The sequence below is a fragment of the Salibacterium lacus genome (assembly GCF_042684865.1).
GTDB classification, from domain to species: domain Bacteria; phylum Bacillota; class Bacilli; order Bacillales; family Marinococcaceae; genus Salibacterium; species Salibacterium lacus.
Map to the genome: position 1 here is coordinate 74,811 of NZ_JBHUML010000003.1, position 26,269 is coordinate 101,079.

Here is a 26,269-nt window from a genome sequence, read left to right on the forward strand (position 1 = left end):
TCTTTAAGACGGTGATTAATGAACATCGCCGTCTGCTTTTTCCTGCGTCTGCTCCTGAATATGGAAGGCCCGTACTTTCTGGTCGGCTTCTTCGCTCATTTCCTGCAGCTGCTCTGCGGTTTCTGCTACTCCCTGGAGCGCCTGCACCTGTTCATCGGTCGATGCGCTGATCTCTTCGCTCGCCGATGCTGTCTGTTGAATGCTGGCATTGATATTGTCCAGTTTTTCCGTAATATTGTCTTTCTTCTCGTTCATGTTCACCGCATCACCGGAAATGGCATTCATTGCCTCGGACATTTCTCTTGCGACGCTTGTAAGCCGTTCAAATATGTCTTTTGTCTGGGATACAGCTTCCCGTTGATGATCGTTTGAGCTTTTCACATCGTTCATCGATGTGACAGCTTCCTGAGATTCCTGTTTGACCGATGCTATCCGTTCTTTAATCCGCCCTGTCATATCGTTTGTCTGTTCGGATAATTTCCGGACTTCGCCGGCGACCACCGCAAACCCTTTACCGTGTTCCCCGGCTCTGGCTGCCTCAATGCTCGCATTTAAAGCAAGAAGGTTGGTCTGTTCGGAAATCTCTTCAATGCTTCCAATCACCGATTCAATGCTCTGTACGTGTTCGGACAGTTCCTGCACGGTGGAGCCGGCTTTATCTGTCTGTTCTGCGGCGGATTCTGAAGCGTGCTGGAGGGTTTGCATCTGTTCAAGACCGCCTTTATGGTCGGATTCCTGCCTTTCACTCAATTCCCTGACCGATTCCACCCGCTGTGTAATATTTTCAATCGATGTTGCGAGTTCGCCGGATGCCTGATTGGTTTCTTCGGTCTGTTCCGACATGGACGTTGCCGTTGCGGCTACATCCTGAATCGCCTTGTTAATGTCCTGACTCGAAGCAGTCGTTTCTTCCGAAGTGGCACTCATCTGTTCGGACGACTCCCGCAGCTGGTACACGGTCTGCTGCATCGAGGTGAGAAGATTATTCATATCCTCGGTCATCTTATTGAACTGACTTCCCAGCACCCCGACTTCGTCATTGGAAGCAATCGATGTGTTCACCGTCAGATCTCCTTCACTCACCCGTCCCATTTTTTCTTTTAGTGTATTCAGATGACGGGTCAAGCGTCCGGAAAACAGGAAGATCACGATTGATCCAAGCGCTGCTACGACGACAGTATAGATAATCAACTGGGTTAAAAGCTGATTCAACGGTGCATACAATTCCGTTTCCGGAACCGCAAGAGATAACGTCCATCCCGTTGTGGGAAGGTCCTGCTGATACACAAGATGTTGTTCGCCGTTGTAATCGAGCCTTTGAATCTCTTCCACTTCGGTGGAGAATGTTCCGCCGAATTCTTCCTCATCACTCACACCTGCCGACATCACTTTGTCCCGGTTCGGATGCGCAATGTACTGCCCGTTTTCATCGGTTAGAAAAGCAAAGCCGGAACCATTCATATCCGCCGAACCAATTTGGTCCTGCAACGTACTCAAATCGATGTCTGACGTGACGACACCTACTGTTTCCCCGGCATCATTCTGAAAAGGAACCGCGGTCGTCAACATCGTAATGCCGGTTTCCCCATCGTTATATGGTGCCGTCCATACCGCTCCTCCGTCGGAGTCCATCCCTGCTTTGTACCATTCGTAGCTTGGATAATCATAATCAGGTTCTTCATACATTTCGGTATATACTGCTTCGCCGTCTTCTTTATACACGTATGGTCCGAAATACTCTGTATCTTCATTGTAGGCATACGGTTCAAACCAGACACCAGCCCCCAGCGTCTGCTCATTATTCCAGATCATATTCTCAAGAATACCCGCTATTTCTTCTTTTTCCAGTGACGTTCCCTGGCTGGTCAACAGGGACGATAAATTGTCGCCAATCCGTTGGTGCGCGACGAACCCTTTCTCGGTTGCTTCCGTCAATTCCGCACTGGTGGCAGTCATGTTATCCTCCAGTGCATTTTCAAGGTCACCTTTAGCGGTAAAATAGGATACCGCTGAAACAGCAGCCCCCGATATCAAAACCAGCGGGATAAAAATCGCAAGCATCTTTTTCCGCAGCGTCATGTGCCCCTTCATAACAATCCCCCAACTTTCATTGATACATAAGTCTTATTTCATCCAAATGCCATTCTATATGAAAACAAAAAATAAGCAAATAGTCATATCCTATGATCGATAGAAATGAGAGCGCTTCATCCCTCACTATTATCGTTTAAAATATTTTTAACTTTTTTTATAATAAAAACCGCCATGAAAAACATGACGGTTAAGCAATGAGTTTATTCTCTGATTTTTTCCAGTAGATCTTCTTTATACTGCCTCCGGGTGAAAATATCAAGGTGATGGAGCGCTCTTGTCATCGCAACGTACAGCAATTTAATATCGAGTTCATTCTCCGGATCAAACCGTTCTTCTTTGGTTATAAGCATAACGCCGTCAAATTCAAGCCCTTTGGACAAATAGGAAGGAAGAATCTGCACTTTTTCCGGATCGAGTGCTTCATTTTCCTGCAGCATCTGCAGCCCAATATCCGTTTCTTTTTCAAGCTGTTTCATCACGACATTCGCTTCTTCTGCCGTTTTTGTAATGACGGCCATAGACAGGACATCGTCTTTTTTCCATTTTTGTATTGTAGTTTGGACCTCCGAAGCCAATCCTTCCATCGAATCGTAAGCTTGAAAGACCGGTACTTCCCCGCGGCGCACGACCGGTTTAGCTTTAGGCAGGTCTTTATTGCCGCTGTAAGTGATGACCTGATTGGCCTTATCCATGATTTCTTTTGTCGTCCGGTAACTCTGCTCAAGCTCGGTATAGGTGGCTTTTGGAAAAATACGCTCCAACACCTGATTCCAGTCCTGAATACTCCGGTAGCTGTGAATGCCCTGCGACAAATCGCCGAGAATCGTAAATAATTCGGTGTTAAGCACATGCCGCAGCATATACAGCTGAAAAATGCTGTAGTCCTGCGCTTCATCAATCACGACGTTTTTGATTTTCTGCGGGAGCTTTACGCCGTAAAGAAGATGCTTCAGATACAGAAGCGGCGCCGCGTCTTCATACTCCAGTTTATTTCCTTTCAGGAGCTGGTCATGATAGGCCGCAAGTTTTTCCACCTGGTCCCGGTTTAACCATCCGCCGCTGCATGCGAGCAGTTTCTCCGGATCTTTGATTAATTCTTTATAGTAATCATGTACCTTCTTTTTGCTGAACCGTTTCGTATAATCAGAAACCACGGTTTTGGCTTCCTGTTTCAGCTGCTCCATATGATGTTCTTTTTTATCAAACATCTCCACTACTTTGCGGCGTCGTTCTTCGGGATCGCGGATGCCGTGGCGGTATTTCTCGATTTTATTGTCATAGACTTCTTCAACCTGGTCGAAAATCTCCTGTATCCGGGTTTTCGCCTGTTTTTTTATAACGTCTTTGATTTTGTCCAGACGCTGATAAGGCGGCATATACGCATACTGCTCCTGAAACAGTTCACGCTGGCGTTTTCCGGAAAACACGACAAAGCGTTCGAGCATGACATCCTCCTGCGGCACAAGTTCTTCTTCCACCGATGCTGCAAACCGCTCCAGCAGATCTTTAAAATCCAGAGACCCCTTCCAGCCGGCGGTCCATTCCATATCAGCCGTGTCGGTCTCCGTCTGTTCCACCAGTTTTAAGAGCTTTTCATCATAAGGCGTAAAAGTATGCTTCTTCCCGATTGCTTCAAGAAAAAAATCGGTAAACGTGGTCTGCTTCACATCGTCGACACCGAGTTCCGGGAGGACATCGGAAATATAATCGAGAAACAGATGGTTCGGGGCGAGAATCATCATTTCATCGGGATTGAATGTTTCGGCATACGTATAGATGAAATAGGCAATCCGGTGCATCGCTATCGTTGTTTTTCCACTTCCGGCCACTCCCTGCACGATGACCGGCTTGTGCATATCGGCGCGGATAATCCGGTTCTGCTCTGCCTGAATCGTAGAGACAATATCTTTCAAGCGTTTGTCGGCATTGGTCGTCAGCGCTTCCTGAAGCATTTCGTCTCTGGCGGTCACATCGATATCCCGGAAGTCCTGGAGCTGCCCTTTTTCTATCGTGTACTGGCGCTTCAGGTTCAACTCGCCGGTATATTCTTCTCCATGTGCTTTATACACCGCTTCTCCGATCTGCCCTTCGTAATACAGATTAGCAACGGGAGAGCGCCAGTCAACAATGACCGGTTCATGGGTGTCCTCTGTATACAAAGACGCCTTCCCGATATATAATTCCTCTTTTTCTTTCGAATGATCCGGGGTGAAATCGATACGCGCGAAATACGGTTTTTCCCGGACGTTTACGAGATTTCGGAAATTCTTATCCGCCATATCAAGCAGGTTCGCATTCGCAAGAATATTGACATAGCTCAGGGAACTGTCCAAGTGATCCAGTTCTTCCATCGCGTGTTTTATATTGCCTTGAAAGGTGTCCTGATCTTTTGATGCTTTATCAAGCACCTGTTCCAGGTACTGTTTGGTTTCTTCCAGATGCTGTTCTTCTTTTTCCAATTCCGTTGGTTTCCGCTCTGCCATCAAGAACCCCTTCCTATGAAAGACTCATGAAAAAATCATATCATAACCCCGCTCCTGCCATCACCTGCCACTTTTTTCTGATATAATGGGATACGTAAAAATGGTAAAGTGGTGAGAATCATGCTCGAAGATACAGGAGAACGTATTATCCCTAAAGAAATGAAGCCGGAGAACGGCCTTCTGCTGGAACATCTGGCGCGGTACACATTTGCCCTTCCCTATGTAAAAGGCCGTGTCCTGGACATTGCATCCGGCACGGGATACGGCGCGCAGATGACAGCAAAAAAGAAGAAAAAAGAAATCAGTGAGATCGTCGGAGTGGATGTCGATCCAGAAACGATCCGTTACGCCAAGCAGCACTATTACCATCCGCTGCTTACCTTTCAGACCGCGGATGCCCTGGATCCAGGCATTGAAGAAGAGCTTGGCACATTTGATACCATTCTGTCCTTTGAAACGATGGAACATGTGCCGGACGATCAAGTATTTCTGCGAAACATTCTGAGCCTGCTCCGTCCCGGCGGTACCCTTGTGCTCTCCACCCCGTTCGGTCAGGGACGCGGAAAACCGAGTAACTCGCCTTTTCACTATCATCAAATCACTGATGAAGAGTTCCGGGAGCTGTTTCAGGAGTATCCCGCTACATCCTTTTATTATCAGCGCGGCGTTACGATTGAACCGAAGCGCGAAGGAATGCATTACCCGCTTGGGGTTGCGGTCTGCAAAAAGGGTGAAGAAGGAGTGCCCTCCATTACATCCGTATCGGTCCAACATGGAGCAGAAGGCCCTGTTTACGTCGTACATGACACGACGAATGGGGACCAGATTGTCAGCCGGGAGCAGTTTCATCATATCCTTCAGGAATGGGAAGTCGAAGACGACATACAGAGATAATCGAAAAACCGATGCAGGATGAAACTGCTTTTGCAAGATGTATGCTTCTGCTTCCCTGCAGAAGGAAGATATGATTTGCAGAAGGAGGAATGAAACGATGGAAATGCTTGAACAGTCTACCATGAACGAGCGTTTGAATGTTTTGAAACAACACGTCCAGCCTTTTAAGGAAAGAGCAGCCCGGCATGATGAAGAGGCCTCTTTCCCGGTCGAAAATATAGAAACGTTAAAGAATATTGGATACACCGGATTAACAGTTCCACAGCGGTATGGCGGCAAAGGCATTTCGCTTCTGGAACTTGTGAAAGCGCAGGAAATCATCGGGAAGGCAGACGGATCTACAGCCCTCTCCATCGGCTGGCACATGGGGATCGTTCAGAACCTTGGGGAACAGAACAGCTGGCCGGAAGATATCTATGCTTCCTTTTGTAAAGAAGTGCTCGAAGAAGGAGCTCTTTTAAACAACACGGCAACCGAACCGGCCACCGGCAGTCCCACAAGAGGCGGCAGACCCGAAACCACTGCGGTGCACAAAAACGGAGAGTGGCAGATTACCGGCCGTAAAACCTTTGCAACAATGGCGCCGGTGCTTGATTACTTTGTCGTCAGTGCCACTCTTGAAACCGACGAACGTGTCGCAAACTTTCTGATCCCACGGGAGAGCAACGGTTTATCGATTGAAGAAACATGGGATTCTATTGCCATGCGCGGCACCGGCAGTCATGACCTCGTGCTTGACCAGGTTCATGTCCCGCAAAACCATCTTGTCACTTATTTAGCACCAGGCGATAAACCGGCAGCCGGCTGGCTGCTGCACATTCCGGCCTGCTACGCAGGCATTGCCGAAGCTGCGAAGGACTATGCTGTATCTTTTGCAAAAGAGTATTCGCCAAACAGCATCGACGGGACCATTTCCGACCTTCCGAACGTGCGCCAGAAGATCGGTGAAATGGAACTCCTCTCTAAACAAAGCCGGCACTTTCTTTATAACGTCGCTGCGGAGTGGGACGAATCGTCCTACGAGGAGCGGCAGACGATGAAGCCGGAGCTTGGGGCAGTGAAATACAGCGTCGTGAACAATGCTGTGACCATCGTCGACACTGCTATGCGGATCGCCGGAGCCCGCAGTCTTTCCCGGCACAATCCGCTCCAGCGGTACTACCGCGACGTCCGTGCCGGTCTTCACAATCCCCCAATGGACGACATGACCATCATGCAGCTCGCCTCCGACCTCATTAAAAGAGTGGAAACCTGACGATATCAGGTTTCCACTCTTTTTTTTATGGATCAGGTGTCCGCACGGTTGTCCCCTTCTGTCATAATAACCTCCAGATCATGATCATAGCAGCCAGCGCCAGTCCCTGAAACAGCGTGACCACAGCATCCCTTAAGATGGAGGAAGACTCCCAAAAAATGTTCACTATGCGCGCCATCGTAAATCCACACACAAAAATAACCACTGCTGCCGCTGCAAACATATACAAGTGCAGTCCCTCCTGACATTGCACCAATTGCAACGTCTGTTACGTCTCTGTTTTCTTTCTTCTTTTATTTTACAGAAAAATAATGGATTTGTTTAGGTGCATTTGTGGAAAGATAACGGTAGCACCGACTTCACAACGCAAGGAGGCCCATCCATGACAAATCCAAGATATCAACAGACAAACGGGCAGCCGGCGCAGACCCAGCCGTCCCAGCCTGGTATTGAATCCGAGATGAATCCGCTCCCTATCCAGCCGAAGGAATACATCGGGAGCGGCAAACTCTCCGGCAGCACCGCTCTTATCACAGGAGGCGACAGCGGAATCGGCCGGGCAGTGGCGATGGTTTATGCCAAAGAAGGCGCCAATGTATCCATCGTGTATTACAACGAACACAGTGATGCAGAAGAAACAAAACGACTCGTTGAATCAGAAGGCGTGCAGTGCCTCTTAATCCCGGGAGATATCAAGGACGAAGCATTCTGTAAAGACACCGTCCAGCAGACGGTCGACACGTTCGATACGCTCGATATCGTCGTAAACAATGCAGCCGTGCAGTACGTGCGCGAGGACATCTCCGAAATCTCAACAGAACAGCTGGAAGAAACGTTTCAGACCAACTTTTTTTCCTATTTCCACGTGACAAAAGCTGCGATCCCTTTTATGAAAGAAGGCAGTTCCATCATCAATACAACGTCTATTAACGCCTACCGCGGCCACCCGCAGCTGATTGATTATTCCGCTGCGAAAGGGGCCATCGTATCTTTCACGAGAAGTCTCGCCCAGCCACTCTCCCAGCTTGGAATTCGTATTAACATGGTAGCGCCCGGCCCGGTCTGGACTCCTCTCATACCGTCGACTTTTCCGGCGGATCAGGTCGCGCAGTTCGGCACAAACAGCCCGATGGGACGTCCCGGACAGCCGTCTGAACACGCGGGCATCTACGTGTTTCTCGCCTCTGACGAATCTTCCTACATGACCGGCCAGGCCGTTCATATTAACGGCGGTGAATTTGTTTCCTCGTGACGTTTCCAGCAGCAGAGGAAACCTTTGTTGTTAAAAAAACACCGCCGATCACCACCAGCGCACCGAACAACTGCACCAGTGTCACTGTTTCTTCCAGAAACAAAAGAGATCCCACCATGACAAAGACCGGCAGGAGGTTTAAAAACACAGAGGCCTGGGACGGGCCCACCTCCTCCACCCCTTTATTCCAGAAGGTGAGAGCGATTAACGAAGGAAATATGCCAAGATAAAGCAGTCCCATCATATAACCCGGCTGCATAACATCCGGAAAGCCCCCGAGCCTCCATTCGAAGCCGGCGATCGGAAGCAGCACAATATTGGCAATCGCAAGCATCACAACGAGACTGCCGTACACCGGGAATTTCATCATATGTATTTTGACGAGAATCGAATAAGCCGCCCAGGTTCCCACTGCCGCCAGCATAATCAAATCCCCCGTATTAAAGCCCAGGCTGCGAATCACTTCCCATGATCCTTCCGTTATCACCCACACAGCCCCTCCGAGAGAAAGTACCACGCCCAGCCACTGTTTTTTATCCAGCCTTTCGTGCAGAAACAACATGCTGCAAATGATCGTAACAACAGGAATCGACGCTTCCATGATGGCCACATTGGTCGTACTCGTAAACTGAAGAGATGCATAAATAAAGGAGTTAAAGAAAGCTACTCCCGTTAACGCCAGCCCAAGTACTGCCTTCCATTCCTGCACAAATACATGTTTATACCGTCTCACTTCTTTCCAACCAAGAGGCAGAATCACAAGAAACGCAATCGCTGTCCGAAAAAATGCAATCGTGTACGGCGGCAGATCATTGATTCCTTTGCCTACAATGATATTGCCGGAAAAAATCACCGCTGTAAGGAGTAATAAAAGATAGGCTTTCATAAATGAGGACACCTTTCCTGCAAACCTCTTCTATTGTAATGGATTTTTTCCGCTTTCGTAAGTCTATCGGTAAACGTTTGAAACTTTATGCCGAAATAAATAGTAACAAGTTTGTGTTAAATGCTTACATAAGGGGACGGATAAATGATGAAATTCGGACTGCCATTTTCCAAAAAAGAACAGGCCGCCACAGTTGCACCGGATATTCAGGACTACCAGCTGGACCTTGGTGGTCATGAAGATCTTCAGAAACAGGCACACTTAATCTCGCTGACTGAAAAGGACCTTCGAATCATTAAGTCGCTTGAGCCCATCGTGAGCGATCACATCTCAGACATCACGAATGAATTTTACGCAGCAGTAACCGCCCAGCCCGGTCTTCTTTCCATCATCAAGGAACACAGCAGTGTCGAACGGCTTAAGAAAACATTCAACCAGCACATCAAGGAAATGTTCTCGGGCCGCATTGATGATGATTTCCTGGAGAAACGGCGCCGAATCGCTTATGCGCACGTACAGGTCGGCCTGCAGACAAAGTGGTATATGGGAGCCTTTGAAAAACTGTACATTTCCCTTACGTATACTTTTGAACACCATATTGAAAACCGTACCGATCTTTTTGAAGCGGTCATGGCCGTCAGCAAGCTGGTCAGCATGGAGCAGCAGATTGTGCTGGATGAATACGAACGGGAATTCTGGCGGATGCGCGAACAACATGCGGAAGCGGAGAGAGAACTTTCCCGGCACGTGCGTTCCACCGCCGATGAACTGGCCGGACTTTCCGGACGTACCAGCGAGGCAGTCAAGCAGCTGAATGAACAGGCAGGAGAAGCGATGGGGATGGCGCAGGAAGGAAAAAGACTCGCCGACGAGTCCCAGCAGCGTTCCGATACCGGCAAGGAACAGCTCCAGTCGCTGCATACAGACATGAATGATGTGAGCAGCAGTGTCAGCAATATCTCCGGGCACGTTGAAAAATTAAATGATATTTCCAAGCAGATGAATGAGGTTATTGAACTCGTCGATAAAGTGTCCGAGCAGACCAACCTGCTTGCGCTGAATGCTTCCATCGAAGCCACCCGCGCCGGTGAACACGGCAAAGGATTCGCTGTCGTGGCCGGTGAAATCAGAAAACTATCTTCCCAGACAAAGTCATCGACATCCAGAATTGCGGAATTAATCGAAAACACGAAGGAGCAGAGCGCCAAAGTAACCAGTGCCGTTGACAGCATTGTCGAGCTGGTCGACAGAGGGGTGGACAGCCTTTCCACTACAGATGAGCATTTCAGTGAAATCCAGCACGCAATGCATAAAACGAAAGATCAAAACGATAATATAGAAAAAGAGCTCGAAAAATTATCAACCTCCGTCAAAGATATTGACGAGGCATCCAGTGAAGCTGCTGCCGCCTCCAGTCATTTGAAAGAATCCACCCACCGCTTCACCAATGTGTAAAACCCATGTCAATCATATGCTTTTAACCAGGCATATGATTTGTTTTTATATCAGTTTATATATAAACTGATAAGGGAATAAGATAAACAAAAAGGGGGGAACGATGATGAACGATAGAGAAACATCTTCCCTGTCCTCCAGGCATGAAGAAAGGCTGGGTCTGCTGCTGTGGTTCCGCCTGTCACGGTTCTATAACCAAAGTCTCCGCCGCTCCAATGCCCACTTGAAAGAATGGGGAATGACGATAACGCAGTTCGATGTGCTCGTTCAAATCGGCACGCATGAACCGTTAACCCAGAATGAGCTTGCCGAGAAACTGTTTGTTACAAAAGGTAACATAACCCAGGTACTTGGACGGATCGAAGAACTTGGATGGGTGCGGCGTGACCAGGAATGGAGAAAAAAAGTGCTGACGTTAACAGGGCCGGGGCGGGAACTGTTCCACCTCGTCGTCCCGCGTCAGGAGCAGTTTCAGGCGTCCCAGTTTCAAGGATTGAACAAAGAAGAACAAAAACAGCTGCTTGATCTTCTACGCAAGCTTCAGCAGTACAATGAACATATGGAGGGATAACGTATGAATCTCAAAGGTATTCACCATTTGTCGGCCATTACCGCCGATGCCAAAAGCAATCTTGATTTTTACACAAATGTTCTCGGCATGCGCCTTGTGAAAAAAACCGTCAATCAGGATGATACGTCCGTTTATCATTTATTTTACGGGGATGAGCGCGGCAACCCTGGCACGGAATTAACATTTTTCGAGATCCCGATGGCCGCACCGAATAAACCCGGGGCAAGCAGTATTTCCGCTACTTCCCTGCGTGTTCCAAACGATGAAGCGCTGCGGTTCTGGAAACAACGTTTGGATGAAAAAGGCGTGACTCATGAAGAAATCAAGGAGCGCGGTGGACGGAATTCGATGGCCTTTCATGATTTTGAAGGACAGCGTCTCATCTTCGTATCAGATGAACACAACGACGGCGTGTCCGGCGGAACTCCGTGGGAACGCGCACCGATTCCGCAGGAGCACGGCATTACCGGACTCGGCCCGATTAAATTGACCGTCCGCAAAGCCGAACCCACATCCCACGTATTGACCGACGTGATGGGCTTCCGCCGCAAAAGCAGCTATCCTTCCACGGAATCAGGAAATCCGGATATTGTCGTTTACGAAACCGGCGAGGGCGGAAGCGGTGCCGAAATCCATATCGAAGAACGTCCCGATCTCCCGTTTGAACGGCAGGGCCGCGGCGGCGTTCACCACGTCGCCTTCCGCGCCGCCGACATGGACGAACTGAATCAATGGATTGAGCATATCAGCAGCGTCGGCCTGCCGAACTCCGGGTTTGTGGAACGGTACTATTTCCGCTCCCTGTATTTCCGCGAGCCAAATGGCATCCTGTTTGAGATCGCCACCGACGGCCCCGGTTTTGACGGCGATGAAGACCTGGAGCACCTCGGCGAATCCCTCGCGCTGCCGCCGTATCTCGAACCACAGCGCGATGAAATCGAAGCCAAATTAAACCCGCTCGATTATAAACCGGGCGTCTAAGGAGGATTTTGTCATGAAGCATATTTTCCGGGAAGGAAAACCAGATGCCCCGGTGCTGCTGCTTCTGCACGGCACCGGCGGCACAGAAGAAGACCTGATTGAGGTTGCCAAATTGATTGATGACGACGCATCGGTGCTCAGTGTGCGCGGCAATGTCTCTGAAAACGGCATGCCCCGCTTTTTCCGCCGGCTTGCCGAAGGGGTGTTTGACGAAGAAGACCTGATTCACCGCACCAAAGAGTTGTATGATTTCATCGACGAAAGTGCGGAGCAGTACGGCTTTGACCGAAGCAATGTCATCGCCGTCGGGTACTCCAACGGCGCCAACATCGCCGCCAGCCTCATGTTCCATTATGAAGGGGTACTGAAAGGTGCCCTCCTTCATCACCCCATGGTGCCGCGCAAAGGAGTGGAACTGCCTTCCCTGAACGGGCAGCACGTCTTTATCGGAGCCGGCGCGAACGATCCGATCTGCCCGGCCCAGGAAACCGAAGAACTCTCACGCCTGCTCGAGCAGGCCGGCGCGCACGTCCACATTCAGTGGGAACACAACGGCCACCAGCTGACCATCGACGAAGTCCAGGGCGCCGCCGCTTATTACGAACAACATTTGAAATAAAGAATGACGAAAGAGCTGCGTTATTGGTACGCAGCTCTTTTATTACTCAGTAGAAAACACAGAAAGGTGCAGTGCACAGCCCCCATGATTACGTTTCGACCACTTTCTTGCCCTGTAAACGTCGTTATGAAAGGTTCTTCGTTACGTTTTAGGGGGCTTCAGGTGTTATAAACTGTCTTATGAACAGTTTATGGTCACGTTTTTGCGGCCGCATGCATGGCAGTCGTATCATGCAAGGTTTCATCCTGCCATAGAGCGGCCGTTTTTCTCGCACCATTTTTCCAGCGCTTCGGCAGCTTCCGCGGTATCCTCCGGTTTGAATTGGATTTTAAACGCTGCTTTGTCTTTCCCTTGATCGATTTTAAGTGTTCCTTCATCTTCCCAGATGAGGTCCCGTATCTGTTCATTCCATACATCCTGTGGTCCAATTTTAATCCATGCTTCATGAATTTCCACTTTCGTTCGGGACAACGAAGTACGTGCGGAAAGTTCACTGTAGCCATACAACAGAACTGCGACAATCAAAAAGCCAACAAGCAGCGGCCATTCTCTGGAAAAAGCGTACATAATTCCTCCAATAACGGCAGCCAGAATTGCTCCGAACTTAAACGCGGATGCCGATCCCGTATTGTCAGCTTCAAAACTCGCGATCACCATGCTTTTGTTTTTTATGTATTCCTTCCATTGATAAAGCAAATTTAACACAGCTTGCTTACGGTACGTTTTTATCATTGGAATAAACAGTAGAAGCTGTATTCCAAGATTACTTAAGACAGCCATGTCCCGATAGAATAAAAACATTAATATTTCCAAAGGAATTAAAAAATAGATGGTAGCTTTATATACCCAATTAATAAATGGATACACTTTATATTTTCCCTTAAACGAAACTTTTGGCTTTCCTGCCTTCGGCTTCATTCTGGTTGATTCAAAATGCCACTGCAGCTGCTCTTTCCAACTCATATTCAAATCGTCAGTTAAATATCCTATGATTTGTTTTACAGCAAGCAGACAACGTCTTTCTTCCGTAATGGTAAGTAAATAGGCACTCTCTTCCGGGAAGTTTGTCTCTTTCTTTATGTACTCGTCTATATCATCTTCTTCCATCGAACATAAAGAATCCATCCATGAATCATAAACTTCCAGCACGTTCTCCCATTCTGTTTTTAACTGCTCTTGGCCGGCTCTGGTTAAATGGTTTGACGTTTCAACCTCCCCGGTCAATCTTTGTAAGGAGATCAGGTGATCCAAAACCTGCTGTTCGTAGTCAGGTTTGTTTTTCAATAAGTCTGTAAATGCCTCCATGAGCTTGGAATGTTCTGAATTCCTTTCTTTAAGATGCTGAAATAACTTTTTCATTTCATTGGAATCAGGGTTCTTCTTATTCCTTTTTTCCATAACCGGAAGCAGTGTAATGCTCATATTTTTTGCCCACAACCAATAGGTGTAAGCTTCATGAACGGCTTTTGCAGTATTTTCATCAGCCATGTTTCCTTTATTATCTACAACAAGCCACTGCATAAAATGATCATAACCGTCATGAAAAACCTGACCTACGAGATAGTAGGACCGGTCATCCTTCTCGATGGCAAACGTACGGTAGACAGGAAATTCCGGAAGAGCATGAGGTTTGTAGGCTTTTTTCTGTGCTTTAGTCAGCTTTTTTGTCAGATGGACCTTCTTCAACGATTCATCAGCCTCCAATTTATTGTTCTGTCATCCACGGTTCCAGCTTCTGCATAATCTCCTCTTCTTTCGCTTTTTCAAAGTCATAATACTCCATTAACGATGCAAGGGCATTACTCATCTGTTCGTTACTTTTTTCTATTTCTGCAGAATAATTTTCTTCCAGCTCCGTACTGAGATTATCATTGTACATGGCTTCATATTCCCCTTCTAATGGCTCATACGCCCGCCGCATCGCTTCAAAACCCTGTACAAAACTATTTCTTATTTCCTTGGCATCTTCTGTCTGAATGTCCAATTCATTTAGTGTTGTTATTTGATTGTTCAAACCTTTCATCACCTGCGGATATTGATGTTCAATCTGTGCGGCATTCACGGTCTGCACCGCCATAAAATCATCATATGTCTGCCAGAATTCTTCATTTAACGCCTGGCTTCTCACTTCTTCCGCTTCTTCGGCAGCGTTATTTCCGCAGGCGGCCATAAGAAGAAAGAGTATCGTCAGAAATATCAAGCTGTGTGTTTCCATGTTTGCCTTCCCCTTCTTCAATCTGAAGATTGTTAATTTTCACGGTTAAAAAATTTATCGCAATGGCGGCAGAAAAGAGAAAGGAAGCGGCTCCCTTTCTCTTTTCAATCCCATTTTATGTACAGCCACCCGCTGTTTTGTTGTCCCACTCCAGTGAACGGTGACGGGAAATGTCTTCTTTTTTGTGTGATTGATTAGAATGGTTATCATGCCCTTGAATTTTACTTATGCTTCCATCTTTTTCACACTTACTATTTTTAGCATAATCTCCAAAAAACCTAAAGTTTCCTTCTAATCTTGCTTTTAGGAACATAGTTGTACATCAAACCCTATGACATACTTCATACTAAAAAATGACTACATGCTTATTAGTTACTTGTTCCCAAACTCTCTTCTCATGGTCTTAGCACTCTAATTCCATACAAATGGAGTTTTTCCTGAAATTCCAGTTACTGATGATTTATATGCATTACTGTGAATGCCAAACTATTTATTCCATATCCTTCTTTTGAATCATTTTACTGTTAAGCGCTTTCAAAATGAATAAAAGAAGAGCTGCGTCTCCATAACGCAGCTTCCTTTTATCATATATATCATCCCCTGATTACGTTTGGACCACCGGCGATTACCCTAAACGTCGTTATGAAATGAGCCCGGTTACGTTTGGCCGGGGCTCTTCTACCCTGAACTGTCTTATGAACGATTTATTGTTACGTTTGTGCTCCCCTTCAGCCTTTTTCCGGCCGCATGACCGACATAGCCGACCCTATCCTAGGACTGCATGCCGCCAAAAAAAAAGCCTGACTTCGTGTCAGGCGGTGGCGAGTACGTCGTGGTAGGCTTCGTTGTCTTTCAGTTGTTTTTCCGCATATGGGCATTCCGGGATAATCTTCTTGTTCTCCGCCCTTGCTTTATCCACCACACTGGCGACAAGCTCTTTGCCAATCCCCTGCTCCCGCAGGTCTTCCGACACTCCGGTGTGATCAATGACAATGTTGCTGTTGTTGTCGTGATAATACGTAATGACCGCGGCCTCTTTCCCGTCTTTTTCGATAAAAAATTTATTTTCTCCGATTTGGATATCACTCATAGCAGGCAGGCCACCTTTCTTTATTTATCTAAAGGAATTCCCTGCGGACGCTTTCCTTAAACATTTCTCCTTTTCGAGCCGATGTTTCATATTGTATGGAGAAAAAAATGGCGATACTATGAGAAAAGCATCAAAAAAGGAGTCGTTATGTTTACATTCGAAGAAGCCGTATACAAAGACATTCTGCATATCGATGACCTCCGCATTCAGAAAGGGAGCATGACAGCTCTGATCGGAGAAAGCGGGTCGGGAAAATCGACGATGCTGAAATTGATGAATCATCTCGTGTCCGCTGATAAAGGCGTCATCCGCTTTCAAGGGACACCGGTACAGGACTGGGAGGCCGTAGAACTGCGGAGGGAAGCGGCAATGCTCTCCCAGCAGCCTGTCCTGTTCGGGGATACAGTGAAGGAAAACCTGGAATCCGGATGCCGTTTCGCCGGCAGGCCCCTCCCTTCCGAAGAGCAGATGAAACATTCTATCCAGCAGTATGATCTCCAAAAAGAACTCGGCGACGACGCCGAGACATTATCAGGCGGGGAACAGCAGCGGCTCGCGCTCGCCAGACTCACCCTGCTTGATCCGCCGGTCTGCCTGCTCGACGAGCCGACATCCGCACTCGATGAAGGGCTCGAGCATGAAGTGATGGAAGCCTTTATGAAGCACGCACGGAAGAAGCAGAAAACGGTGGTATTTGTCACCCACTCCCGCAGCATTGCCGATGCTTATGCAGACGAGACGATGGATATCACGCCGTTTTCGTACAAGGGGAGAAAGATAAATGAATAACAACATTATTGATTTAACCATCTGGCAGCTGGCCGCCGCCTATGTCTTTATCCTTATGCTGCTTGTCATTGTGAAAATAAGAAACATCCCGCGCAGCAAAGAAATTCTCATTTCCAGCCTGCGCATGACGATCCAGCTGCTCCTTGTCGGCTACATTCTCATCTATCTGTTTGATAACCCTCATCCATTGTGGACGGCACTGGTTGTGCTGCTCATGATTACGTTTGCAGTATGGAACATTTTCCGCCGCGTGCGGAGCGGTCTGGATAAAAAAATGAAACAGATCATCGCTGTTTCCATGGCCGCCGGGACCTTGTCCAGCCTGATCTATTTCAATGTTATCGTCATTCAGTTTTCTCCGTGGTATGAACCGCGGTATTTCATCCCTATCGCCGGTATGATTATCGGGAATTCCATGACAGGTGTCACACTCGGTGTCCAGACATTAACCGAAGGCATGAAGGACCAGCGCCACCGCGTCGAAAGCGCGTTAATGCTCGGAGCCACGCCCAAAGAAGCAAGCCGGAAGATTGTGAATCAGTCATTTGACAATGCCATACTTCCGACAATCAACAACATGGTCGGAACCGGGATTGTATTTCTTCCCGGCATGATGACCGGTCAGATTCTAGCAGGAGTGAACCCGGTTACCGCCATTGAATATCAGATCGCGATTCTCCTCGGGGTTACCGGGGCCGTCTCCTTAACGGTCATCCTGTTCGTCCAGAACGCATACAAAGTCTTTTTCAATGAGAAAAGTCAGCTTCGCGGCTGAGTGTTCTGCAGCTGATCCTGCTCCTGCCTGACAAACCACCACTTAATCAAAGGCAGGGCCAGAAACAGAATGAAAAGAATACGAAACAGTTGATAGCCGCTTATCATGGCAAGGTCCGCACCGACACCGCTCCCGGTAACAGTCATTTCGGCAAGACCTCCGGGGGCGGTGCTTAAAAACGCGGTTGCCATATTCATCTGCGTGACGTTCGTAAGAAAAACGGACATGCCAAGCGACAGCAGCACGAGAGTCAGGCTGCACAGAAACGTAAATACGCCGATCCATTTCGAGCGCTTAATAAGCCCGGGATCCATCTGCAGCCCAAAATGTGTACCGAGCAGAAGCTGTGCTGTCACCGTCAGAAACGATGGAAGGTCGGCGGCAGTCCCGAAGAAAATATTGATAACCGCCACCGTAAATAGCGGTCCGGTCAAAAAGGCGACAGGAAACCCTGTTTTACTGATAACATACGCTGCTGCCCCGCAGATGAGAAGCACCGCAATATGCGAAAAAGACAGCCATGGAAGGAAAGGCGTATAGACCGAAGAAGCCGATCCGCCGTCTGTCAGAGCTGCCTGGTGAACAACCAGAAAAGGTACGGTGAATATAACCGTGATAATACGAATCATCTGCATAAAGAGCACTTTCGTAGCATCCACCTGCTGTACTTCTTCACTCAGAGCCGCCACCTGCGACAACCCTCCGGGAATGCTGCCGAATATAATATCCGCCCACTTCATTCCCATCTTCTTGAATACCAGGCTTCCTATTAAAATACTGACAGCAATCGTGAGTAAGGTTACGAGCGCAACCAAGTGAAGCTGCTTTCCGATTTGGATCAATGTGCTCGTTGTAACCGACACACCAATCATATATCCGACAAATAACAGTCCGATATGTTTTCCCTGCGCCGGCCAGCGCAGGCTTCGTCCTGTACACCCCCGCCATAAAATAAGCCCGGACATCGGACCGAGCACCCAGGGCAGAGGAAGATGCAGAACCTGAAAAAGAAAACCTGCAGCGAGAGCCATTATCATTGTTTCACCGAAAGGAAACAGGGAACGGACAGTTTTTTTCATGGTCTCTTCATCTCTTTTCTACCGTATCATCTATTACACTACAGATTAGCATATAGACGACCTGTCTATCAATTTCTCCGCATACCGGAACTCCCGCTTTCTTTCTATCTTTTTCTTCTCATCAGCCATAGAAAATAGGGAGCCCCGATAATAGCGACAACGGCTCCCGATGGTATCTCATTCGGAGCAAGTAACGTCCGGCTCAGAGTATCTGCCGCAAGCAGCAGTAATCCGCCGATGAGAATGCTCACAGGAAGCAGTTTCTGATGGGACGGACCAATCAGCAGGCGTGCAGCGTGCGGCGCAATCAAGCCGATAAAGCCGATGGAACCGACCGCCGCAACGCTGAACGCAGCCAGCACAGCAGCAGCAAGTGCCATCTGAAATCTGGTACGGGTAACCTTTAATCCAAGTCCTGCCGCTGTATCGTCTCCAAGGGCCAGCGTATCCAGTACGCGGATACACAGAAGCAGAAACGGAATAACAAAAAGGAGCGGCCAGATCAGATAGGCGGTGATCTCAGACCAGCCTTTGGCATACGTTGTTCCGGACAACCAGGTTAAAGCAGACGTCACGGTGACATCAGCCTGCACGACCAGTATCTGGATCACTGCAGAACCAAAAGCCGATACCCCGATTCCAAGCAGTGCCAAGGTGGCGGGCTGAAATCCTGCGCGGACAGCCAGGAGCATCACAATGCAAAAGAACAAAATGGCTCCGGCCATTGCGCCTGCCGGAACCCATATTCCTGTTCCGCCGAACACATACATGGCGGTCAACGCTCCAGCTCCTCCACCAGAGGTGATACCGATAACAGACGGGTCCGCAAGAGGATTGCGCAGCACACCCTGAAATACCAGGCCGCTCGCTGCCAGAATCATTCCTGCTAAAAAGGAGAGGAGAGCCCGGGAAAGCCGGAAATCAATAATTAAATTTTTCATGAACTCATTGGACGACCCAGACACCGCCTGGAAAAAGGCGATGGGCTCGAAACCGTAGTTTCCTGAGGCAAGACTGATGAACCCCATTATGATAATAAGTCCGGTCAATACAGGCAGGAGAACAGTTAATGGAAGTTCTCTTGTCGGGCGCCCCGCCATAACGGATGAATTCTGTTCTCCGGCCCGTCCCTGCTGCATCCGAAGCACAAGCCAGATCAGCCACGGCGCTCCAATCAAGGCACTGATGGCACCTACCGGAAGCTCGGAAAAGGATGGATCAATGACTCTTGCTGCAATGTCAGCGGCCAGAAGTACATTGCCGCCCCATATAAAAGAAGCAGTCGTTATGGACAAATGCTTTCGGTACCCGAGCCGTTTGATGATATGCGGAGCAATCAAACCGACAAAACCAATAGGACCAACAACACTTACCGTTACAGACGTCAGCATTACCGCTGCGATGACAGAGATGAATTTCACGAGGTGGACGTTCTGACCCAGGCCGGCAGCTACATCGTCTCCGAGCTTCAACGTATCAAGCTGCGATGACATAATCAGAACGATCCCTAAACTAACAGCAACGAATGGCACCGCAAACTGAACGCCGCTCCAGTCATTCTGAACGAGCGTACCGGACCCCCACAAAAACAGACCCGCCGTTTCCTGTTCATAAAAGATTTGAAGGACATTGGTCATCGACGAACATAACAACGTCACAATCATACCGGCAAGCACCATTCGAACCGGTGTCGCTTTCCTGCCGCCTGATAACATATAAACAACGAGAAACGTCCCAAGACCCCCAAGAAAAGCCGTAAAAAGGGAATTCCCGGATAAGGCAGCAGGGAGAAACACTGTACCTGCCACAACCGCAAAATATGTACCGGAATGAATGCCGAGTGTACTGGCCGAAGCGAGCGGATTTTTCGTAACGGTCTGCAGGACAACACCCGATACAGCAAGCGCGCCTCCGGCAAGGATACCTATCACCGCTCTTGGCATGCGGAGAATACGCACCGTGTGATGGGCGAGAATGTCCTGCGGATTCGTGAGGGCTTCCACCACTAACGAAACAGGGATAGACACATCTCCCTGATTAATATGAACAAAAGTCAAAACGAACAAAAGAGCGGTTCCACCTCCAAAAGTGAGAACCGCAAGCATCGTATGCTGCCATGGTGTTTTGTTTTTCATAGAATCACTCTTCCACCAAAGAATCCACAATCTCTTTTGTTAATGCTCTGGCAGAGGATACGCCGCCGATCACAGGGGTATCTCCCGGGAGAAAGTACGTGTTTCCTTCCTCCACGAAGCTCAGATTCTCCCAGACCGGATTGCCCTGCAGCTGATTTTCGAAGATATTGTCATCTTCCTGAACAAAAGCAAGGAACTGTACATCTTCTTCCTGAAAATTCTGGAGCGGTTCCACGCCCCCTTCGGTGTACCCGTACTGCATATGTTCATCTGCTTCGTAGACATTTTCAAGACCAAGCTTACTCATCACCTGCGCCGGATACGAATTATCGGTATACAGCCGCAGCGTCGGCGAGTTCTGGGAACTGAATGTCATGGAAGACACGTACCGGGCTCCATCCAGTCCGGCCTCAGCAAGACGCTGTTTCTGCTCTTCATAGAATTGATCCAGCTCTTCCAGTGCCTGATCGGCTTCCTGTTCTTTGTCCGTCACTTTGGCAATCGTTCGGAACTGATCCATCAGCGCCTTGTAGAGGTTCTGGGAATTTTCTTCGTTGTACGGCGCAAACGTAATGACCGGCGCAATTTCTTTGAGGCGGTCAATCGTCTGTTCGTGCCTGAACTGAGCGGCAATGATCAGATCCGGATTGAGCCGCGAAATGGCTTCCAGATTCGGCTCCGCGCGTGTGCCCACGTCCTCTACGCTGCCGGCCAGCTCCTTCCCGGTATTCATCCAGTCTTTATATCCTTCCACATTCGGCACTCCGGCGGGCTGAATGCCAAGAGAGAGCAGCTGCTCCGCATTGTACCATTCCAGGGCAACTATATTCTGAGGCGTTCCTTCTATCGTCTGCTCTCCGTTCGCATCCTCGATTGTTACACTGCGGGTATCCTGATTTTCTCCGGTGTTCTGCTGCTCTTCACTCCCACTGCTTTCTTCGTTCCCGCAGGCTCCGAGAAGCAGCATTCCCGACATGGCCAATCCTGTCATCCACTTTTTCATATGTATTTCCCCTTACTGTATAAAGTGTGTGAAAAACCTCTTCTTTTGATAAAGATTATCAATATCAATTACATTTTCTATGAAAATAATGAGACTGTCAACTCACCCTTGAATTTTTTCTGATATTAATTCTTTTCAGATTTTTTCACCAATTGAATTGTTAATCTTTGTTTCATCGTTTATAATGATTGATGAAAAAATGTTTAATTATTAATGAAATTTATTTCAATGCGTGGTGATGAAGATTGAACGCTGCTGTTGTTAATATGAGTGTATTACCCAGTTCTTTTCTGCACTTCTTTGCCGGGCAGCTTTGTGAGTCCGGTTCTACATGGAATATGGTTCTGCCCGGCCGTTTTAAAGCGGAATGGCACCCATTTGACCCCGATCGGTTTGCCCGGAGCGCCCCATTCTCCCCCATGCAGCTGAAACAGTGGGAAGTAACGGAGACACTGCAGGCACATGCGGACATGGTACTGCTTCTGACCGATCCGCTGACATCGGAAAAGGAATTGCAGCAGTTCTTAAAAGACATTGGACAGCCGGTCTTTATGCTGCCGGTCTCCATTTTTTATCCGATTATCCGTGAGTCGGAATCTATCGGGTATGATACCGCGCTCAATGAAATCGTACAGTACGCTCTCAGTGTTGCCGACACTGCCGATTCCATGAAATACGACAATCCGAGGCTGTTTTTTCTTCAGCTTCCCGACGGTGCGTCTCTTCATTTGACAGAAGATACCGCGCTGTGCACCGGGGGATTGAAACTGAATAACGCCGATGAACAATCGATGCAGCACTTCACACGGGAGCTGGAACAACATTACCAAAGCGGGCACACTTTTGCTCTGGCCGCTGTGGAGGAATCAGTGGACCTTGCCGAGGTACAGAAACGTCTGCCTCAAAACCGGTCCCCTCATGTCAATGTTGTAACCGTTGACAGTGCTCAGTGTCTCGGACCGAAGTTTACGGCAAAAGACAGACTCTTGATGGTCCGCGCCGCCCGGAAGGCAGATGAATGGAGGCGTTCTTCCCTGAAGGCGTCCTATCAGGTGGAATGGTTTCACATCACCGCATAAAACATTCCCGAAGCATAATAGAAGGAGGACATAACTTTGTCACATTTTACAGAAGAAGATAAACTGGCTGTACAGACGATTCGGACGCTTTCCATGGACGCAGTGGAAAATGCACAGTCCGGCCATCCCGGAATGCCGATGGGTGCCGCTCCAATGGCGTACACGCTGTGGAGCAGATTCTTTAAGACCGATCCCGATAACCCGGACTGGATCAACCGCGACCGTTTCGTCCTGTCCGCAGGTCACGGATCGATGCTTTTATACAGTCTCCTGCATTTAAGCGGGTATGATATCAGTCTGGACGATTTAAAAGAGTTCAGAAGCTGGGGAAGTAAAACCCCGGGACACCCGGAATCTGCTGATACACCGGGAGTGGACGCCACCACCGGTCCGCTCGGTCAGGGAGTTGCGATGGCGGTCGGTATGGCAATGGCCGAACGAAAGCTTGCATCCTTGTACAATGACAACAAAACAGAGCTGATTGATCATTATACTTATGCCATCTGCGGTGACGGGGATCTGATGGAAGGTGTCAGTGCCGAAGCTGCATCTCTCGCCGGCCATCTGCAGCTTGGCAAAATGATTCTTCTTTATGACTCCAATGACATCTCTCTTGACGGTGACCTGAACCGCTCCTTCTCAGAGAACCCTGCCAAGCGTTTCGAAGCTTACGGCTGGCATGTTCAGTATATCGAGGACGGCGAAGATATGGAGGCTGTCGAGAAGGCCATTAAAGAAGCTCAGTCTGTTACAGACAAACCTTCCTTTATTGAAGTCAAAACCGTCATCGGTTTCGGCGCACCGAACAAGAGCGGCAGTGCCGCATCCCACGGAGCTGCTCTTGGCGAGGATGAAGTGAAATTGGCAAAAGAATCTTACGAATGGCCGTTTGAGGAACCTTTCTTTGTTCCCGACCAGGTATACAGCCGTTTTCATGATATGATCAAAAAGCCTGGTAAAGCCCAGCATGAAAAGTGGCAGACCCTGGTTGAACAATACGAAAAGAATCATCCGGAGAAAGGTGCCCAGTTTAAACGAGCTGTAAATGGTGAGCTGCCGTCTGAATGGGACGCCACGCTTCCGGTTTATCAGGAAGACGATAAACCAAAAGCAAGTCGTGCTGTATCGGGTGAGGTCATTCAGGAGATTGCCCGCAATGTACCTGAATTCTTCGGCGGATCAGCTGACCTCGGCGGTTCCAATAAAACGCATATCAATGATACCGAAGATTTCGGGCCGCCTGACTACACCGGAAAAAACGTGTGGTTCGGAGTACGCGAATTCGCCATGGCAGCAGCATTGAACGGCATTGCTCTGCACGGCGGGCTGACGGCGTTTGCTGGAACCTTCTTCGTCTTTTCCGATTATCTCCGTCCGGCCATCCGGATGGCTTCCATCATGGAACTGCCGGTTAATTATGTATTCACCCATGACAGCATAGCTGTCGGCGAAGACGGTCCGACGCATGAGCCGATCGAACAACTTCCTTCGATGCGTGCTATTCCAGGAATTTCGGTCATCCGTCCCGCTGACGGAAATGAAACCCGGGCGGCGTGGAAACAGGCAATGGAAACGAAAGACCACCCGACAGCTCTCGTTTTAACAAGGCAGAACCTTCCCGTTCTCCCCGGCACGGCAGAACGTGCTGAGGAAGGCGTGAAGCGCGGGGCTTATGTCGTCAGTGATTCAAAAGGAGATCCCGACGCACTGCTTTTGGCGAGCGGTTCGGAAGTATCGCTGGCGGTTGAAGCCCAGAAACTCCTCGAACAGGAGAATATTGCGGTCCGTGTTGTCAGCATGCCGAGCTGGGATAAATTTGACAAGCAGGATTCATCCTACCGCCGTCAAGTTATCCCGCCCGAGGTCAAAGCCCGGCTGGCAGTCGAAATGGCTTCCCCGTTCGGTTGGGAACGCTACACCGGAGAAGAAGGTGCTGCATTCGGCATCGAAACATTCGGTGCCTCCGCCGCGGGACCGGAAGTCGTGAAGCAGTATGGATTCACTCCTGAAAACGTCGCTTCAAAACTGAAAGAACTGCTGTAAAAAATATTTCCATCCGGGAGAGGCTGCCTCTTCCGGATTTCTCTATATTTTTTTAACAATGTTTATTAAAATAAAACATGCAGTCCGTAAGCAGGAGGAAATAAAATGGATCAGCTTGCAAAAATGATCGACGCCGCCCGCATGTATTATGAATATGACTACAGCCAGCAGGATATTGCCAAAAAACTGGAGATGTCGCGTCCAACGGTTTCGAGGATATTAAAAAAAGCCAAACAGGAAGGCATTGTTGAAGTAACCATCCATGACCCTTCCGAACAAATTGAACAACAGGCTTCTGCTTTACGGGACCGGTTCGGATTGAAGGAAGTCATCGTTGTTCATGTGGACGAGAAAGAATACACACTAAAAGAAAAACTCGGAGAAGCGGCCGCTTCGTTTCTCGACAGTCACGTGGAAGACGATGATATTCTGGCAGCCTCCTGGGGTACAACACTGTACGAAACCGCTAAACATATGCAGACGCGTCCCCTTCCCAATCTCGAAATCGTACAACTGAACGGGGGAGCCAGCCATTCCGGAAGCCAGACGTATGCCACAGAAATCATTCACCTGCTCGGTCGTGCATTTCAGACCGATAACTGGCTCCTGCCGCTTCCTGCTATTGTTGATCATGTTTCGGTAAAACATGCAATCGAAACAGACCGCCACATTCAGCGTGTTCTTCAAAAAGGAAAAGCCGCCCAAAAGGCCATTTTCAGCGTAGGAGCACCGACCATTGATTCTGTATTGATGCAGACCGATTACTTCACGCAGGATGAACTGGTGAAACTTGACAACGAAGCAGCAGGGGAAATATGCTCCCGCTTTTTTGATGATTACGGACAAATATGTCATGAAGAGTTAAATGAGCGCACCATCGGCATTGAACTGCATGAGTTAAAAAAGAAAGAGTTTTCCATTCTCGTCGCCGGCGGTCAGATGAAATACCGGCCCGTTCGGGGAGCACTCCGGGGAGGATACGCTAATATACTGATCACAGACCAGAAAACAGCCGGCCGGCTCTTAAAAGGCTAAAGCCGGCTTTTTTACGCTATTTATGCTCCACTCCACAAAATTTAAATTTTTTTGACTTCGTTGTGTCTTTTTTGTGAATCATTTGTTACAATTAAGTTAACAATTAACTGAAAGCGTTTCATCTAATATTCGGAATGAGGTGTTGTTCATGGATGTATTGATGTTGTTTATGCTCGTTGCGACATTAGCCCCTCTTTACTTTGCCAAACGTAACCTAAAGGTGACTGCCGTCATACAATTTGCATTGATGCTCGGTATGTGGGACTACTTCTTCAGTCATTTCACATCTATTACCGTTCTGAATGCACCGACTTCAATCTTTGCATTCTACGCCAGTCTGCTGCTTGCAGATGCGGCTGTGATTATGTTTCTCATCAAGTCGATTAAAGAAGTACAGAAAAAAGACTGGATTCAGTCTTTCCGGTCCAGTACCAGATCAAAAGAATATGGAAGATCCGAGAAATGGAGAAAAAGACTGGGATAATATTTTTCCAAGACAAAAAATCCGAACGATTCAGTGCTTTTCCTTAAATGAG

General features: G+C 48.4%; 23 protein-coding genes. 13 read left to right on the top strand and 10 right to left on the bottom strand.

Annotated elements, in window-relative coordinates:
- Positions 1 to 15: 15 nt before the first annotated feature.
- The gene (locus ACFSUB_RS10995; protein ID WP_380713308.1) at positions 16 to 2,091 is read right to left on the bottom strand and encodes a methyl-accepting chemotaxis protein; all 2,076 of its coding nucleotides are present in this window, start codon (positions 2,089 to 2,091) and stop codon (positions 16 to 18) included.
- Positions 2,092 to 2,294: 203 nt separating this feature from the next.
- Entirely contained in the window at positions 2,295 to 4,577 is a 2,283-nt protein-coding gene (gene helD / locus ACFSUB_RS11000) for an RNA polymerase recycling motor HelD (RefSeq protein ID WP_380713309.1), read from the bottom strand.
- Between the two features lie 120 nt (positions 4,578 to 4,697).
- On the opposite strand from helD, the gene ACFSUB_RS11005 reads away from it, so the two are divergent.
- Both ACFSUB_RS11005 and ACFSUB_RS11010 read left to right on the top strand, forming a co-directional pair.
- The gene (locus tag ACFSUB_RS11005) at positions 4,698 to 5,471 is read left to right on the top strand and encodes a class I SAM-dependent methyltransferase (protein WP_380713310.1); all 774 of its coding nucleotides are present in this window, start codon (positions 4,698 to 4,700) and stop codon (positions 5,469 to 5,471) included.
- A 97-nt stretch (positions 5,472 to 5,568) separates the two neighbouring features.
- Positions 5,569 to 6,726 carry an acyl-CoA dehydrogenase family protein gene (locus ACFSUB_RS11010; RefSeq protein WP_380713311.1) on the top strand — a complete coding sequence of 386 codons (1,158 nt, stop codon included), beginning with the start codon at positions 5,569 to 5,571 and terminating at the stop codon, positions 6,724 to 6,726.
- A gap of 61 nt (positions 6,727 to 6,787) precedes the next feature.
- Here ACFSUB_RS11010 and ACFSUB_RS11015 read toward each other — a convergent pair whose 3' ends face one another.
- A complete protein-coding gene (locus ACFSUB_RS11015; RefSeq protein ID WP_380713312.1) occupies positions 6,788 to 6,955 on the bottom strand; it encodes a hypothetical protein in 168 nt (55 codons plus the stop codon).
- A gap of 153 nt (positions 6,956 to 7,108) precedes the next feature.
- Between ACFSUB_RS11015 and ACFSUB_RS11020 the strand changes: the two genes are divergently transcribed.
- Entirely contained in the window at positions 7,109 to 7,978 is an 870-nt protein-coding gene (locus ACFSUB_RS11020; RefSeq protein WP_380713313.1) for an SDR family oxidoreductase, read from the top strand.
- On the opposite strand, the gene ACFSUB_RS11025 is transcribed toward ACFSUB_RS11020, so the two are convergent.
- Positions 7,950 to 8,864, bottom strand: a complete 915-nt coding sequence (locus ACFSUB_RS11025) for a DMT family transporter (protein ID WP_380713314.1) — start codon at positions 8,862 to 8,864, stop codon at positions 7,950 to 7,952. The two genes, ACFSUB_RS11020 and ACFSUB_RS11025, sit on opposite strands and share 29 nt — an antisense overlap.
- A gap of 144 nt (positions 8,865 to 9,008) precedes the next feature.
- On the opposite strand from ACFSUB_RS11025, the gene ACFSUB_RS11030 reads away from it, so the two are divergent.
- From ACFSUB_RS11030 to ACFSUB_RS11045, 4 genes are all read left to right on the top strand, one after another.
- A complete protein-coding gene (locus tag ACFSUB_RS11030; protein ID WP_380713315.1) occupies positions 9,009 to 10,319 on the top strand; it encodes a protoglobin domain-containing protein in 1,311 nt (436 codons plus the stop codon).
- Between the two features lie 106 nt (positions 10,320 to 10,425).
- The gene (locus ACFSUB_RS11035) at positions 10,426 to 10,890 is read left to right on the top strand and encodes a MarR family winged helix-turn-helix transcriptional regulator (RefSeq protein WP_380713642.1); all 465 of its coding nucleotides are present in this window, start codon (positions 10,426 to 10,428) and stop codon (positions 10,888 to 10,890) included.
- Positions 10,891 to 10,893: 3 nt separating this feature from the next.
- Complete coding sequence (locus tag ACFSUB_RS11040; protein WP_380713316.1) at positions 10,894 to 11,871, top strand: ring-cleaving dioxygenase; 978 nt, start codon at positions 10,894 to 10,896, stop codon at positions 11,869 to 11,871.
- Between the two features lie 13 nt (positions 11,872 to 11,884).
- Entirely contained in the window at positions 11,885 to 12,490 is a 606-nt protein-coding gene (locus tag ACFSUB_RS11045) for an alpha/beta hydrolase (protein ID WP_380713317.1), read from the top strand.
- 240 nt (positions 12,491 to 12,730) lie between these two features.
- On the opposite strand, the gene ACFSUB_RS11050 is transcribed toward ACFSUB_RS11045, so the two are convergent.
- The 3 genes from ACFSUB_RS11050 to ACFSUB_RS11060 form a co-directional block, all read right to left on the bottom strand.
- Positions 12,731 to 14,176 (bottom strand): hypothetical protein, encoded by a 1,446-nt coding sequence (locus tag ACFSUB_RS11050; RefSeq protein ID WP_380713318.1) that lies wholly within the window; start codon positions 14,174 to 14,176, stop codon positions 12,731 to 12,733.
- Positions 14,177 to 14,195: 19 nt separating this feature from the next.
- Positions 14,196 to 14,705 carry a hypothetical protein gene (locus ACFSUB_RS11055; protein ID WP_380713319.1) on the bottom strand — a complete coding sequence of 170 codons (510 nt, stop codon included), beginning with the start codon at positions 14,703 to 14,705 and terminating at the stop codon, positions 14,196 to 14,198.
- Between the two features lie 811 nt (positions 14,706 to 15,516).
- Positions 15,517 to 15,795 carry a GNAT family N-acetyltransferase gene (locus tag ACFSUB_RS11060; RefSeq protein ID WP_090925178.1) on the bottom strand — a complete coding sequence of 93 codons (279 nt, stop codon included), beginning with the start codon at positions 15,793 to 15,795 and terminating at the stop codon, positions 15,517 to 15,519.
- Between the two features lie 147 nt (positions 15,796 to 15,942).
- Between ACFSUB_RS11060 and ACFSUB_RS11065 the strand changes: the two genes are divergently transcribed.
- Together ACFSUB_RS11065 and ACFSUB_RS11070 are read left to right on the top strand one after the other, a co-directional pair.
- The gene (locus ACFSUB_RS11065) at positions 15,943 to 16,584 is read left to right on the top strand and encodes an ABC transporter ATP-binding protein (RefSeq protein WP_380713320.1); all 642 of its coding nucleotides are present in this window, start codon (positions 15,943 to 15,945) and stop codon (positions 16,582 to 16,584) included.
- A complete protein-coding gene (locus ACFSUB_RS11070) occupies positions 16,577 to 17,359 on the top strand; it encodes an ABC transporter permease (RefSeq protein ID WP_090925177.1) in 783 nt (260 codons plus the stop codon). Before ACFSUB_RS11065 ends, ACFSUB_RS11070 begins: the two co-directional genes overlap by 8 nt.
- Here ACFSUB_RS11070 and ACFSUB_RS11075 read toward each other — a convergent pair.
- The 3 genes from ACFSUB_RS11075 to ACFSUB_RS11085 all read right to left on the bottom strand — a co-directional run bounded on the left by ACFSUB_RS11075 (position 17,344) and on the right by ACFSUB_RS11085 (position 21,576).
- Positions 17,344 to 18,438: an AbrB family transcriptional regulator gene (locus ACFSUB_RS11075; RefSeq protein WP_380713321.1), complete on the bottom strand. Its 1,095-nt coding sequence runs from the start codon at positions 18,436 to 18,438 to the stop codon at positions 17,344 to 17,346. The genes ACFSUB_RS11070 and ACFSUB_RS11075 overlap by 16 nt on opposite strands.
- Before the next feature lie 104 nt (positions 18,439 to 18,542).
- The gene (locus ACFSUB_RS11080; protein ID WP_380713322.1) at positions 18,543 to 20,573 is read right to left on the bottom strand and encodes an iron ABC transporter permease; all 2,031 of its coding nucleotides are present in this window, start codon (positions 20,571 to 20,573) and stop codon (positions 18,543 to 18,545) included.
- A 4-nt stretch (positions 20,574 to 20,577) separates the two neighbouring features.
- A complete protein-coding gene (locus ACFSUB_RS11085; RefSeq protein WP_380713323.1) occupies positions 20,578 to 21,576 on the bottom strand; it encodes an ABC transporter substrate-binding protein in 999 nt (332 codons plus the stop codon).
- Between the two features lie 266 nt (positions 21,577 to 21,842).
- Here ACFSUB_RS11085 and ACFSUB_RS11090 point away from each other — a divergent pair, with 266 nt between their 5' ends.
- The 4 genes from ACFSUB_RS11090 (at position 21,843) to ACFSUB_RS11105 (ending at position 26,217) form a co-directional block, all read left to right on the top strand.
- Positions 21,843 to 22,655, top strand: coding sequence for a 6-phosphofructokinase (locus ACFSUB_RS11090; protein ID WP_380713324.1), 813 nt, complete (start codon positions 21,843 to 21,845; stop codon positions 22,653 to 22,655).
- A 36-nt stretch (positions 22,656 to 22,691) separates the two neighbouring features.
- Positions 22,692 to 24,698, top strand: coding sequence for a transketolase (gene tkt, locus ACFSUB_RS11095; RefSeq protein ID WP_380713325.1), 2,007 nt, complete (start codon positions 22,692 to 22,694; stop codon positions 24,696 to 24,698).
- A 105-nt stretch (positions 24,699 to 24,803) separates the two neighbouring features.
- Positions 24,804 to 25,733: a sugar-binding transcriptional regulator gene (locus tag ACFSUB_RS11100; protein WP_380713326.1), complete on the top strand. Its 930-nt coding sequence runs from the start codon at positions 24,804 to 24,806 to the stop codon at positions 25,731 to 25,733.
- 148 nt (positions 25,734 to 25,881) lie between these two features.
- A complete protein-coding gene (locus tag ACFSUB_RS11105) occupies positions 25,882 to 26,217 on the top strand; it encodes a hypothetical protein (protein ID WP_380713327.1) in 336 nt (111 codons plus the stop codon).
- The last annotated feature ends 52 nt before the right edge of the window (positions 26,218 to 26,269 follow it).